The 13,111-nt window shown below is 58.0% G+C and carries 10 protein-coding genes and 2 pseudogenes; 2 read left to right on the top strand and 10 right to left on the bottom strand.

What is annotated here, in order from left to right:
* Nucleotides 1-247: 247 nt before the first annotated feature.
* A pseudogene (locus WA845_RS23560) lies at nt 248-737 on the top strand (hypothetical protein); the annotation flags it as partial.
* 105 nt (nt 738-842) lie between these two features.
* Here WA845_RS23560 and WA845_RS23555 read toward each other — a convergent pair.
* Nucleotides 843-1,730: an aldo/keto reductase family oxidoreductase gene (locus WA845_RS23555; RefSeq protein ID WP_337322684.1), complete on the bottom strand. Its 888-nt coding sequence runs from the start codon at nt 1,728-1,730 to the stop codon at nt 843-845.
* Nucleotides 1,731-1,848: 118 nt separating this feature from the next.
* Here WA845_RS23555 and WA845_RS23550 point away from each other — a divergent pair, with 118 nt between their 5' ends.
* On the top strand, nt 1,849-2,760 hold the full coding sequence (locus WA845_RS23550; protein WP_443111978.1) for a LysR family transcriptional regulator: 912 nt from the start codon (nt 1,849-1,851) through the stop codon (nt 2,758-2,760).
* A gap of 82 nt (nt 2,761-2,842) precedes the next feature.
* Here the strand turns inward: WA845_RS23550 and WA845_RS23545 are convergent.
* The 9 genes and pseudogenes from WA845_RS23545 to WA845_RS23505 form a co-directional block, all read right to left on the bottom strand.
* Nucleotides 2,843-3,139, bottom strand: a pseudogene (locus tag WA845_RS23545) (type II toxin-antitoxin system RelE/ParE family toxin).
* Nucleotides 3,133-3,441 (bottom strand): type II toxin-antitoxin system RelB/DinJ family antitoxin, encoded by a 309-nt coding sequence (locus WA845_RS23540; RefSeq protein ID WP_144579055.1) that lies wholly within the window; start codon nt 3,439-3,441, stop codon nt 3,133-3,135. The pseudogene WA845_RS23545 and the gene WA845_RS23540 overlap by 7 nt, the downstream one beginning before the upstream one ends.
* A gap of 185 nt (nt 3,442-3,626) precedes the next feature.
* Nucleotides 3,627-4,850, bottom strand: a complete 1,224-nt coding sequence (locus WA845_RS23535) for an ATP-binding protein (RefSeq protein WP_337322682.1) — start codon at nt 4,848-4,850, stop codon at nt 3,627-3,629.
* Between the two features lie 536 nt (nt 4,851-5,386).
* Nucleotides 5,387-6,292 (bottom strand): 5-dehydro-4-deoxyglucarate dehydratase, encoded by a 906-nt coding sequence (gene kdgD, locus WA845_RS23530; protein ID WP_337322681.1) that lies wholly within the window; start codon nt 6,290-6,292, stop codon nt 5,387-5,389.
* Between the two features lie 74 nt (nt 6,293-6,366).
* On the bottom strand, nt 6,367-7,572 hold the full coding sequence (locus WA845_RS23525; protein WP_337322680.1) for a pyridoxal phosphate-dependent aminotransferase: 1,206 nt from the start codon (nt 7,570-7,572) through the stop codon (nt 6,367-6,369).
* Between the two features lie 74 nt (nt 7,573-7,646).
* On the bottom strand, nt 7,647-9,284 hold the full coding sequence (locus WA845_RS23520) for a hydantoinase B/oxoprolinase family protein (RefSeq protein WP_337322679.1): 1,638 nt from the start codon (nt 9,282-9,284) through the stop codon (nt 7,647-7,649).
* 16 nt (nt 9,285-9,300) lie between these two features.
* On the bottom strand, nt 9,301-11,391 hold the full coding sequence (locus tag WA845_RS23515) for a hydantoinase/oxoprolinase family protein (protein WP_337322678.1): 2,091 nt from the start codon (nt 11,389-11,391) through the stop codon (nt 9,301-9,303).
* A 173-nt stretch (nt 11,392-11,564) separates the two neighbouring features.
* A complete protein-coding gene (locus WA845_RS23510) occupies nt 11,565-12,410 on the bottom strand; it encodes a transporter substrate-binding domain-containing protein (protein WP_337322677.1) in 846 nt (281 codons plus the stop codon).
* Between the two features lie 41 nt (nt 12,411-12,451).
* The gene (locus WA845_RS23505) at nt 12,452-13,102 is read right to left on the bottom strand and encodes an amino acid ABC transporter permease (protein WP_135856679.1); all 651 of its coding nucleotides are present in this window, start codon (nt 13,100-13,102) and stop codon (nt 12,452-12,454) included.
* Nucleotides 13,103-13,111 lie beyond the last annotated feature (9 nt).

Raw genomic sequence — 13,111 nt, 5'->3', positions numbered from 1 at the left:
AAAGTCGACAGTTAGCTCGGGCAAAATGGCGCCCGCGAGGAAGGCAGCTTCGGTATCCTCAACCAAAGCCGCAATGCGCGGCGAGCGACGGTACCCTTGCCCGGTATGCGTCGACACAGCGCGGGCCTGCGCAAAGAGCGATAAGCCCTTTCCCAGAACCACTATTTGAAGCGACAGAAGATCTGGCGAGCTTTCAGGACGCACTGGTCTGCCATATGCGTCGGTTCGACGACACATATTGGCAGCTCTCGTCCCATCCTTCAAAAACTCGGGCTCCTCCTTCTTCGGACTGAAGCCAATCCGGTTGATTTTGCCCGACCTGCTTGATCTCTGCAAATACCTCGACGCTTATATTGACAGGCATCGTGGAGTTCTGCTCGACGGGGCCAAATATCCCCAAACGCTATTCGTCAAGACGGTGAAGACGACCGGTATTGATGCTGCTTACAATTCGACCACATTCTGGGAGGCATGGCGGACCGTCATCCAACGTTACGGCATCTATAATCCCTATACCGGACAGGGTGCGATCAAGCGCCTCCTACCGCATGGTCCGCATAACCTTCGGGACATTCTGGCGACGCATATTCTGAAGCAGACCGGATCCTACGAGCAGGCGAGCTATGCCATTCAAGATACGCCCGATGTCGTGCAGCAGCACTACGGTCGCTTCCTTCCGCAAGACAAAGCCGCGCTGGCCGCAAAAGATCCTAAATCAGGTTTGGGAAGCTGCGTAAGATCGAACGAGATACTCGGCTCGGATAGTGATGACAGTCTACGTCCGAGCCGACCTCTTCGTTTCGCTCTTGGAAGGAATTGAACCATCAACCTCGACAGGTCCGTTAGATTTGCACAAGCGGGGACCAAGCAGCAACATTATCCAGCTCCCACAGTACCTCCGAGGGAAGCTCTATTGTCGCCGCTGCGAGATTCTCCCGCAGATGGCCTCGTGATGACGTGCCGGGGATCAGGAGAATGTTCGGCGATCGCTGGAGAAGCCATGCAAGCGCCACCTGCATGGGCGTGGCGTTGAGCCGGAGGGCGATGCTCGACAGGGTCGAGGATTGCAGCGGCGAGAAGCCGCCAAGAGGAAAGAATGGGACATAAGACACGCCTCGAGAGGCGAGCGTGTCGATTAAGGCCTCGTCTTTGCGATGCGCAAGATTGTACTGGTTCTGCACACAGACTATCTCGGTGATATTGCTGGCTTCCTCGACCTGCTTGGCCGTGACATTCGACAGTCCGATATGCCGGATCAGGCCTTGGTGCTTCAACTCCGCGAGAACCTGAAGCGGCTCTTCCAACGAACCTTCGGCGGGACCATGCACGTCGAACATGGCGCGGAGGTTGACCACGTCGAGCACATCGAGCCCGAGATTGCGGAGGTTGTCATGAATGGCCTGCGTCAGGTCCGCGCGCGAAAAGGCCGGGTTCCACGAGGCGTCTGCGCCCCTAACCGCGCCGACCTTGGTGACGATCAGAAGATCGCTGTCATAGGGATGCAAGGCCTCGCGTATGATCTCGTTGGTAACATGCGGGCCGTAGAAGTCGCTGGTGTCGATGTGATTGACACCGCTTTCCACCGCCTCGCGCAGTACGGCAATGGCCTCCGGGCGATCGCGCGGAGGCCCGAAAACGCCCTCGCCCGCAAGCTGCATCGCGCCATAACCCAACCGGCGCACTAAATGGTCGCCAAGCTTGTAGGTTCCTGAATTTTCGATAGTGCTCATGGCTGTATCTCCTTGTCGTCCTCAAAAATAGATGTCTGGCATATGCGGCACAAGAATATATAATACGGACAGGTTGTCCGCTTAGACGGACAATCAGTCCCTCAGGTTGGAGAATCGGGTGCCTGACATTACCGACGTCAATGCGTTTCTGCTGGTAGCTCGATCCAGAGGTTTTCGGCAGGCCGCGCGCGAAACTGGCATCAGCTCCTCGGCGTTGAGCGATGCGGTGAAACGCCTGGAGGAAGACCTTGGGGTGAGACTATTCAATCGCACCACCCGCAGCGTACTCCCGACGGAGGCTGGACGTCTCTTGCTGGAGCGCACCGGACCTGCCTTTGCAGAGGTCGCATCCGCAATCGACGAGGTAAAAAGCAGCCGCGGCCGCACCTCGGGGGAGCTCAGGCTAAATGTCCCGATGAGTGCGGCAAGGCTGGTACTGCCTTCGATCGTGCCGGCGTTCTTAGCGGCCTATCCTGACATAAGACTGGAAATCGTGACCGACGAGAATTTCGTCGACATCATAAAAAGCGGCTGCGATGCTGGCATCCGTTATGACGAACGGCTCGAGCAGGATATGGTGGCTTTGCCGATCGGCCCGCGTCAGCAGCGCTACGCCCTTGCCGCATCGTCGCGCTATCTCGCAAGAAGAGGTCGACCGCAACATCCACGAGACCTGCTTTCGCATGATTGTATTCTAGGGCGGTTTTCGGGGCGTGCACTCCCCTCTTGGGAATTCGAATGCGATGGGGAGGAAGTCATCATAAATCCGAAAGGTAACCTCTTGGTCCAATTCGGCGGCGGCACCGATCTTGGCATCGACGCAGCCATTGCCGATTCTGGCATGATTTATATTTTCGAGGACTGGCTAAGGCCACATTTCGATCGAGGAAGCCTGGTGCCGGTGATGGAAGAATGGTGGCTGCAATTTTCGGGCCCGTTCCTCTATTACCCTGGCCGACGCCTTGTGCCCGCGCCATTGCGCGCATTTATCGATTTCGTGAAGCAATCGCACAAGGTCGGAGTAGAATGAGCGGACGCTTCGGTTTGATCTTGAAGATTGGTCCTCGCCTTGATGGGGATCGAACCATCGGCCCCCACACAAACGTGGTCGATCAGCTTAACGGCAGATTTTCTGGCCATTCTTGCGAGCCATGGAGTACGCGAAGAATTCGAACCGTCGTCTCGGCAACGGCGTAAGCGGCAATATATGGCGTGCCATTGATGACGAGTTCGCGTGTCCCGGCAATTCGACCCACGCGCCCGCTGGCAGGAAAATCGAGCTAGCGACGGGCGGCAGCGACTATCCGTTCATCGATCAACACGGCAGCGGCGGGATTATCTGCCTCGATGTATGTGAAGATGGCGTCACGATCCGATAACGCAAATGCAGACCAAGTAAGTTTTACGATTCTGGCACACCCGCTTTAAGGCGGGCCGCCACTCGACGTTTGGCAAAGTGCGCCTCGGCCTCGTCGTCCGATAAATCCGGTCGAGTATCGTTTAACGCTTCGAGCACCTTGGTCCGAAACCAAGCGTCATGCGCCTCACTGCCGGATAAAAGTTCAAGAGGCAGAGCGCCCTCGTTAGCAGTCCGGGTGAGCATGATACGAACCGCATCAGATACCGTGAGGCCCATGCTTTCAAGGACGGCAGAAGCACGATCCCGGACTTCGGAATCAATACGTGTTTGTACAAGAGCGTTTGCGGCCATGGCTGTCTCCAACTTCGAGGAGAATGTAATGCAATTGAATGACGCATTCTAGCTGAAAATTCACGCCGTCATTTCCCGTTCACGGATTTCTTAAGCTCTTGAAGGGAATCGAACCTGAGTCCCATTTTTTCGCCGGACTTCCAGGACCGCTCGCGCGTCTGGAGCCTAGTGAGAATTCCCAGGCGCTAATGCCACAACGCCGAAATTGGAACCGCCGATAATCGTTCTCCAAATGGAATTACCTTGTGGTGGTCGTAAAGGACCATGCCTGATACGAACCGCTCTCCGCATTCTTCGGCCAAAATTCGTAAGCCAGAGAAATCGGAACTTGTGACGGATGCTGCGGCTTTTATCTCGATGCCCACAATCCGCCCTCGCCTGTCTTCAACGACAATATCGACTTCATTCTGCTGCTTGTCACGGAAATGCGAAAACTGAAGTCGTGTATGTGCGGCACTGGCGAGTTTGAGTATCTCCCCAAAAACGAAAGTCTCAAGCAACGCTCCGAACTGCCCTCTGTCGTCCCGCATTCTCTCGAGAGATAGGTCACGAAGAGATGCGAGCAGACCGGAATCGAGGAAATGTATTTTAGGGGTTTTGGTCAAGCGCTTTAGTTTGTTGGAAAACCAAGGTTGAACGGTTCGGGCGAGGAACAGGCTCTCGAATATACCGACGTATTTCTGGGTTGTGACGTGGTTCATCCCGATGGGGGCGCCAATTCTGGAGTAGTTCACGAGTTGTCCCGAATGCTCAGCTAGAATGCGCAGCAAGCGCGGCATTTGCGCAATCTGCTCGATTTGGGCAACATCACGAACGTCGCGTTGAACAATCGCTTGGATATAGTCCGCATACCAGTCGTGTTTGCGGCTCAACGTTTTGCGGCTCAATGCCTCGGGATATCCACCGGCGAGGACCGCAGCCATCAAGTCGTCACCGATGACGGGTTCTCCAGACTTTGGTTCATTTTGAAAGGCGTCGCTCAGGAAGCTGCTGCCCGCGGTTCTGATCTCGCTCTGCGCAAGCGGCAGCAATCGAACGACCTCCATGCGTCCTGCGAGCGAGTCCGCCACGCGTGGCAGCGTCATTATATTAGCTGAACCGGTAAGGAGGAAACGTCCCGGCCGCTGGTCGATATCCACACTTTCTTTGATTGCGAGCAACAGCTCGGGGGCGCGTTGAATTTCATCGATGACGGCGCGATCTATACGCCTTACGAAGCCAACTGGATCCTGTCGCGCTGCATCCAGGGTTGTCGCATTGTCGAGAGTGTAATACTCCATGGCCTCTTTGGCTATCTTCTTTGCCAGTGTCGTTTTTCCTGATTGTCGGGGACCGACGATCATAATCACCCTTGTGTCTAACATGGCATCGGCAACACGTTGCTCGACGAGTCTTGGATAGAGCATCACGGCCTTGTTCCTCTCGATGACCGTTTGAAAATGCATTACTGACTAATTGAAAGTCAAGGTTTGACCATTTGAAATTCATTTGGCGGCTGATTGAAAATAGTGGTCCGAACTCGGTGGCACGAGGTAGGCGAGAGGTACGCAGGCACCGCCTCTCGCTAATCAATTACCCGAACTGATTTAGCTGAAACGCGCCGAGAGGATGGTCAAGAATGATGAGGAAGACAGTTGTGTTTACGCTGAACACGATGCTGAGCCTTACAATGGAAGAATCCAACGCCTTGAGGGAATAGAACCCTCGACCGGGGCATTTTGCGGCATGGCAAAAGCGAACCATCTTAAGTTCTCGGGATCTCTGGTTTTCGCGGCAGGCAATCCAGCGATCCATGTGCGCCGGTTCATTTCATCGACAATTTTCAGATGAGTTGAATTCAGGCGGCGTGGCCTCTTGCTGTCGGGAACTTGCCGATCGACTACTAATTGATTTTCAAAGCATGGGTGGTGCTGCAAGTGGCAGCACCGCTGTTCGACGCTGAACATCAGCGTTTGTGTTTGCAGATCAACATTTCCATCATCGCCATCTCTTCGGCCGATAGATCTTGCAACGGCGCCCTTACCGGACCTGCATCGAAGCCCTGGAGACGAACACCAGCTTTGACCGCGGATACGGCATACCCCTTGGATCGATTGCGTATCGCCATGAACGGGTAGAAAAATTCGTTCAAAATAACTTCGCAACGGCCTCGTTCACCGGCGCGCAGGGCCTTGTAGAAATCGATCGCGAGGCCCGGCACGAAATTGAAGACGGCCGAGGAATAGGTGGTGAAGCCGGCACCGAGATAGGCTTCGGCAAACAGTTCAGCCGTCGGCATGCCGCCGAGGTAGGTGAGCCGATCGCCTATCTTCGCGGTGATCTGGCGCACCAGGCCGATGTCACCGGTACCATCCTTGAAGCCGACGAGGTTCGAGCATTCATCGCAAAGCCTTGCGAGCGTATCGGCCTGCAGCACCGAGTTGTCGCGGTTATAGACCATGACGCCCATGCTGGTTGACTGGCAGACCGCCTTGATATGGCGATAGAGACCTTCCTGGGGAGCGTCGATGAGGTAATGCGGCAGAAGCAGAATGCCATCGGCACCGGCTTTTTCGACCGATCGGGCAATGCCGACGGCGATATCGGTGCCATAACCGCAGCCGGATACGATCGGTGTCTTTCCAGCGGCCTCCTTGGCGACGCGGACGATCTGCGGAATTTCCTCCGGCGTCAGCGAAAAGAACTCGCCCGTCCCGCCGGCGGCAAACAGCGTGGCGGCCTCGTAGCCTGAAAGCCAGTTGACGTGTTCGGCATAGCTCTTGGCGTTGAATTTGCCCTCGCCGTCAAAATGCGTGACGGGGAAAGACAAAAGGCCGGCGCCCAGCACCTGTTTCAACTCCTCGGTCTTCATCATGTACCTCCTTGTCTGCGAGATGCGCTGATCCGGCATCTCTTTCGTTATTTTCCGTTGCGGGGATTGGCGTCTCAGGGCTTCAGCGAGCGAACCATATCGGCCAGTCGTTCGCAGGCCTTCGCGAGTTCGGCTTCGGATGCGGCAATCGACAGGCGGATGAAGCCCGGCGCAGCAAACGCAGCCCCCGGTACGCTCGACAGGCCGAATGTCTGCAACAGATGCGCCGCAAACGCGGTATCGTCACCGAGGACTTCTCCATCGGCGGTCTTGCGGCCAATCAGTCGCTGCACGCCGATGAAGGCGTAGAAAGCTCCATCCGGTGCGATGAAATCGATCCCCTCGATCTCCGCCAACCGGCCGGCCACGATCTTCGCGCGCCCGGCAAATGTTCGGGCACCCTTTGCCACAAAAGCCTGATCTCCGGTCAAGGCCGCGATTGCCGCCGCTTGAGCGACCGGCGACACGCATGAGACGCTTTGAGACTGCATCTTGTTGAGCGTCGAAATCAGCGCTTTCGGGCCGGCCGCATAACCCAGCCGCCAACCCGTCATTGCGTAAGCCTTGGAGACCCCGTTGACGATCAAGGTACGGTCCCGCAATTGCGGGCAGACCTCGCCGAAGGAGACGAAGGGCGTGTCGTTCAACAGCACATGTTCGTAGATCTCGTCGGAGACGACGAGCACACGCGGATGGCGCGCCAGCACCTCCGCAAGTTTGTGATACTCCTGGGCAGAATAGATCGCCCCCGTTGGGTTGGACGGAGAATTCAGCATCAGCCATCTGGTTTTAGGCGTGATCGCTGCTTCGAGCTGCTCGGCCGATAGCTTGAAACCGGCATCAGCACAGCAGGTCAGATAGACCGGTGTGCCTCCATGCAGCGAGACGATGTCGCCGTAAGATACCCAGCAAGGCGTGGGGATGATGACTTCATCACCCGCTTCCAGCGTTGCGAGGAACACATCGAACAGGATCTGCTTTGCACCGTTGGCAACCATTACCTCGTCGGTGGAATAATCCAGGCCGTTTTCCGTCTTGAACTTCCTGACGATGGCCTGACGCAGGCTTTCCATTCCCGCGGGCGCGCCATAGCGGATACCGCCCTTGCGGATCGCTTCTACGGCCGCTTCCGCAACATGCGGCGGCGGTTCGAAATCCGGCTCGCCCAGCGACAGGTCGATAATGTCGTGGCCTTCCGATGCCAGTTTCTTTGCCGCCATGGCGATCGCCATGCTCGGAGACGACTTGATACCCGCGGCACGGTGGTTCTCGAAACTCATTTTCGGCTTCCCTGGAGATTTTACTTGATCGAAGCCGGGCGAGGCCTCTGCCTCGCCCGACACTCTTGGGAGAGTTATCTCGAAGCGACGTAGTCGAAGGCGATATCGCGTTCTGCCGCAGCGACATCCCGTTTGTCAGCCGCCCCGTAACCGCCGCCGCCCGGAAGCTGCAGGATCAGCCGGCGTCCGGCCGGAACATGCTGGCGTCCCTTGGAAGCAAGACGGGTTCCGTCATCTAGCAGCACGGCACCGGCAGCGCCGTTTTCGCCACCTTCACGACCACGCGGCGGGTGATCGACACGGTCGAACATGGCGTTGAAATGCATCTCGTGACCTTCTGTCGGCGAGATTTCCACCACCTGGCCAAGACCGCCGCGGAACTGGCCCGCACCGCCCGACCCGTCGCGCAATTCCTTGCGCCAGAAGATGACCGGACCGACATGCTCGGTTGCCTCGATCGACATCGAATGCACGCCGCTCGGAAATGCCGTGGCGCTCATGCCGTCAAGCGTCGGGCGTGCGCCGGAACCGCCACTGTTGAACAGCAAAACCTCTGCGCGCTGGCCGCCATCGGCAGGAGCCTTATCGCCCTGAAGCGGACGAACGCTGACATGCAGGTTCCACAGCGCGCCCGCGCCCTCGGCCGGGATCTTGCCGGGCAGCATCTTGTGAACCGCACCGAGAACGGCGTCGGGAACCAGATGGCCAAGCACGTGACGCACCGACACCGGCGCCGGATGCTGGGCATTCAGGATGCAATTCTTCGGAGCAGCGACGCGGAATGGCAGGAGCGAATAGTGGTTATTTGGAATATCGGGTGCGATCGCGACCTTCATGCCGTAGCAGGCATAAGCCGCCGAATAGATGATCGGGCAATTAATGCCCTTCGGGCTCGGCCCCGAAGTACCGTCGAAGTCAGCAAGGATATGATCCTCGCCTACATCGAGGCGCACGGCGATATCGATCGGCGAGCCGTAGCCATCAACCCGCATCGTGTTGGAATAGGAACCCTTCGGAAGTGCGGCAATCCGTTCGATCGTCGCGTCATAGCTGCGCTTGAAGATGAATTCGCCGAGCGTCTCCAGATCGTCGAGCTGGAACTCTTCCATCATATCCATCAGGCGGCGATGGCCGATCTCGTTGCAGGCCGCCAACGAATAGACGTCACCAACGACCTGATGGCTCTCGCGCACATTATTGTGCAGGATGTTGACGAGGTCCTTGTTGACCTTGCCACGCTCGGCAAACTTCATGATCGGAACGAAGATGCCCTCTTCATAGACCTCGTTCGCATCCGGCCCAAAACCGCGGCCACCGACATCGACCACGTGTGCCGTGCAGGCGAAATATCCGACAAGCGCGCCGTTGCGGAAGCTCGGCGAAACGACGGTGAAGTCGTGCAGGTGGCCGGTGCCTTTCCACGGATCGTTGGTGATATAGACATCACCTTCGAAGATGTTCTCCGGCCCGATATCGCGGATGAAGTGACCGACGGCTTCCGCCATGGCGTTGACATGGCCGGGCGTACCGGTGACCGCCTGGGCGATCATCAGACCGCCGCGATTGAAGACGCCGGCGGACAAGTCGCCCGATTCACGTACGCTGGTAGAGAAAGCCGTGCGGATGAGAGTGACGGCCTGCTCTTCGACGACGGAGATCAGCCGGTTCCACATGATCTGCATGTGAACGTCGGAAAGTGCATTGGTTTTCATGGATAGGATCCTCCGTTCAAGCGCTCTGCTTGACGCGTACGAGCAGGCAGCCATCGGCCTGCATGATTACTTCGCGGCTGGCGGTAATGATGGTCGAGGTTTCGCGTTCGGTGATGACGGCAGGCCCGGAGACGAAATCGCCCGGTTTCATGTCTGCGCGGTCGACGATCGATGCGGTCTGGAAGCTGCCTTCCTGCACGTCGAAGATCTCGCGCGTGCCACGAACCTTTGCTTCGCCGACCTTTGCCGTCTTGCCGATCCGCTCCGGCGGCGCGACCTTTGAGGTGGCCCGCAGTGACCAGCTGACGATCTCGACATCGAGCCCGTCGATGACGCGGCCGAAGAAGTGTTCGTATTGCTCGTCGAAGAGCTTGCGGAACAGATCGCCATCGGCATCCGCATAGTCACGAACCTCGATCGTCACCGGCACTTCCCAGCCCTGCCCGACGTAACGCATGTAGGCGATGCATTCGAGATCCGGATCGGCATCCGGCGCGCCTGAGCGCACGAAGGATGTCGCTTCCGCGATCAGGTCCGAAACGGTCTGGTTGATCGCGGTCGCATCGAAGCGGCTGAGGCGGCTATAGGCGCTGCGGACACTCTCGAAACCGAAGGGTGCACGCAGGAAGCCGATGGCCGAGCCGACGCCGGCACCCGGCGGGATCAGAAGTTCGGCCATGCCGAGCTTTTCGCAAAGGCGCGCTGCATGGATGGGGGCCGCACCTCCGAAGGCAATCATGGTGAACTCGGAGAGTTCCTTGCCGTTTTCCACGGCGTGCATGCGCGCCGCGTTGCTCATGTTTTCGTCGACCACTTCGCTGAGGCCATAGGCGGCCGTCGCGATATCCGTATCGAGCTTGGATGCAAGATCCGTATCCATCGCCTTGTCCGAGGCCGTGCGGTCGAGCTTCATCGCGCCGCCGGCAAACTCGTCCGGATCGAGACGTCCCAGGATCAGGTCGGCATCGGTGACTGTCGGGTTTGCGCCGCCGCGACCGTAGCAGGCGGGACCCGGCTCTGAACCGGCGCTGTGAGGCCCGACTCGGATCTGGCGCATGCTGTCGATCGTGGCGATCGAGCCGCCGCCGGCGCCAATTTCCACCATCTCGATGACCGGGATGGAGATCGGCATGCCGCTGCCCTTCTTGAAACGCCAGGTGCGTGCCACTTCGAAGGTTTTTGAGGTTTTCGGCGTTTGCTTTTCGATCAGGCAGATTTTTGCCGTCGTGCCGCCCATGTCGTAAGAGAGCACCTGATCGAGGCCATAGCTGCTGGCAATATGCGCCGCAAAGATCGCGCCGCCGGCCGGGCCGGATTCAAGCAGGCGCACCGGAAACTCGATGGCGCTTTCGACGCTGATGATGCCGCCACCGGAATGGATCATGAAGACCGGGCAACGCGTGCCTTCCTGCGTCAGACGAGCAACGAGGCGGTTAAGATAGGATGCCATCAGCGGCTTGACGAAAGCATTGGCGCAGACAGTGTTGAAACGCTGGAACTCGCGCATCTGCGGCGAGACTTCCGAAGAGATAGAAACCGAAATGTCTGCCTTCTTGGCGAGAAGACGGTCTCTCACGATCTTCTCGTGCATGCCGTTCAGGTAGGAGTGGATGAAGCCGATCGCGACGCTCTGATAGCCGGCGGCGATGATGTGATCGCACAAGGTATCGACCTCATCGAGGTCGAGCGGCTTCAGCACGAGACCATCGGCGCCGATACGTTCATCAATGACAAACCGTTCGTTGCGCGGCACGAGCGGCGCCGGCAGAACGATATCGAGATCATACTGCTCGAAGCGGCTTTCGGTGCGCATCTCGATGACGTCCCGAAAACCCTTGGTGGTAATGAAGGCGGTGCGCGCGCCACGCCGCTCGATCAGCGCATTCGTGGCGAGCGTCGTGCCATGAATGATCGTGTCGATTTCGGAAAGTTCGACATTGGCAACCTCCGCCACCTGCCGGATACCCTTGACGATCGCATTTTCGGGATAGGAATAGTCGGTCAGCACTTTGATCGAATGGAGCGTGATGCCTACCTCCATTGCAACGTCGGTGAAGGTGCCACCGATATCGACACCGACCCTGATCTGCTTGCCATCTTTCGCCATTGTCTGTCTCATGCTCCATAAGCGAGCTGTTGTTGCGGCTGCCCGAAAACCCGGTTTTCGGCGTGCAGCGACCTGTCCCCGCCCGCGCGAACAGGCGGGGGCCAAGAGCTCTTCAGTTGTTGATGTTTTCTGTCCGGCGCGGCGGCCTTCGGCCGTCGCGCTGGATCGGGATGTTACTGCTTGCCTGTAAAGTCGACGCCCGGCACCGTGGTCGGGAGTTTTGCGCGGTCGACGCCGATCCATTTCTTGTAGAGCGCGTCGAGAGTGCCGTCATCGGTATGACGGGTCACGAAATCAGTGAGGAAGGCGAGCATTTCCTTGTCGCCCTTGCGAACCGCCATGCCCTGGAAGTTGTCGGCAACCTTGTACTTGCGCTCGAACTGAGCGTCATAGCCCGCCTGCTTGATGACGAGGCCGTAGGTGATGCTGCCGACGATTGCGTCGACCTGGCCGGACAGCAGCGACTGAACAGTCGTCGCATCATCATCGAAACGCTTGATCTGCGTGTTCGGCGGGGCGACCTTGACGAGAAGCGGGTCGAAGGCGCTGCCGCGGTTGACGCCGATCACGTATTTGCCAAGATCTTCGTTCGCCTTGATGGCAGCGTCCTTCTTGCCCCAGACGGTGATGTCGTTCGACGAGTAGGGAATGACATACTGGATGACCTTGGCGCGCTCCTCGGTGATCGTCATGGACGGCACGAGGAAATCGACATTGCCGTTGACCAGCAGCGGAATACGGTTCTGGCCGGTGATGCGCTCGAACTTCACCTTGACGCCGAGTTCCTTGCCAATCAGCTTGGCGATCTCGATGTCAAATCCGTCGTTCTGGCCCTTGGGATCGATGAAGCCCCACGGAAACTGATCCATCTGCACGCCGACCGTGGCTGTACCCTTGGCCTTGATCTCTTCCGGCGTCACGGCGAAAGCCGTGGTGGCAAAGAAGGTCGCTGCCAGAAGCACGGCGGCAAACCCGCCCATGACTTTCGAACGCGAAAGGGTCAATGCTGTATTGAACATGTGGTCACCTCTGGTTGGTTTCTTTTTCATCCGTTCTTGTTTTACCGAGCGGCGTTGAGGCGCCTTTCGATCCTTGCGCTGCAATAGGTCAGGGGTACGCAGACGATGAAGTAGATCAGTGCGACCGCCCCGTAGACCTGCAGCGGCTGAAAGGTGATGTTGGCCATCAGCTGCCCCGAGCGGGTAAGCTCGGTGAGGCCAAGCAGGGCGGCGAGCGCCGTGCCCTTGATCAGGTTGACGAGAAAGCTGATGGTCGCCGGCAAGCCGATGCGGAAGGCTTGCGGAAGAACCACATCAATCATCCGGTGCATGTAACCGATGCCAAGCGCCCGAGCCGCCTCGCTTTGACCATCCGGGACCGCCTGGATGCTGCCGCGCCAGATTTCGCCGAGAAATGCGCTCGTATGCAATGACAATCCGATCGTCAGCGCCATCCAGACATCGACCTTGAGCCCCAGAAGCGGCAGACCGAAATAGACGAAGAACAGCTGGATCAGTAGAGGCGTGCCCTGGAAGATCTGGATATAAATCGCCATCAGGATGCGCAGCCATGCCCATTTGCTGGTCCGGCCCAGCGCCACGGCAAGCCCAAGCGCGCCGCCAAAGGTGAAGGCGAGCAGCGAAAGGACAACTGTCCAGCGTGCGCCTTCGAGCAGAAAGAGGAACTCACCCCAACCGAATTGACGGATCATCTCGCTGCC

Source organism: Agrobacterium sp. CMT1 (assembly GCF_037203725.1).
GTDB classification, from domain to species: Bacteria; Pseudomonadota; Alphaproteobacteria; order Rhizobiales; family Rhizobiaceae; genus Agrobacterium; species Agrobacterium pusense.
The sequence above is the reverse complement of the archived record's forward strand: the minus strand, read 5'-3'. Positions and strand labels throughout refer to the sequence as shown.

Coding starts and splice junctions, on each gene's coding strand:
- WA845_RS23525 (WP_337322680.1), bottom strand. CDS start 7,572: ATGAGTTTCGAGAACCACCGTGCCGCGGGTATCAAGTCGTCTCCGAGC.
- WA845_RS23520 (WP_337322679.1), bottom strand. CDS start 9,284: ATGAAAACCAATGCACTTTCCGACGTTCACATGCAGATCATGTGGAAC.
- WA845_RS23555 (WP_337322684.1), bottom strand. CDS start 1,730: ATGAGCACTATCGAAAATTCAGGAACCTACAAGCTTGGCGACCATTTA.
- WA845_RS23515 (WP_337322678.1), bottom strand. CDS start 11,391: ATGGCGAAAGATGGCAAGCAGATCAGGGTCGGTGTCGATATCGGTGGC.
- WA845_RS23510 (WP_337322677.1), bottom strand. CDS start 12,410: ATGTTCAATACAGCATTGACCCTTTCGCGTTCGAAAGTCATGGGCGGG.
- WA845_RS23505 (WP_135856679.1), bottom strand. CDS start 13,102: ATGATCCGTCAATTCGGTTGGGGTGAGTTCCTCTTTCTGCTCGAAGGC.
- kdgD (WP_337322681.1), bottom strand. CDS start 6,292: ATGAAGACCGAGGAGTTGAAACAGGTGCTGGGCGCCGGCCTTTTGTCT.
- WA845_RS23540 (WP_144579055.1), bottom strand. CDS start 3,441: ATGGCCGCAAACGCTCTTGTACAAACACGTATTGATTCCGAAGTCCGG.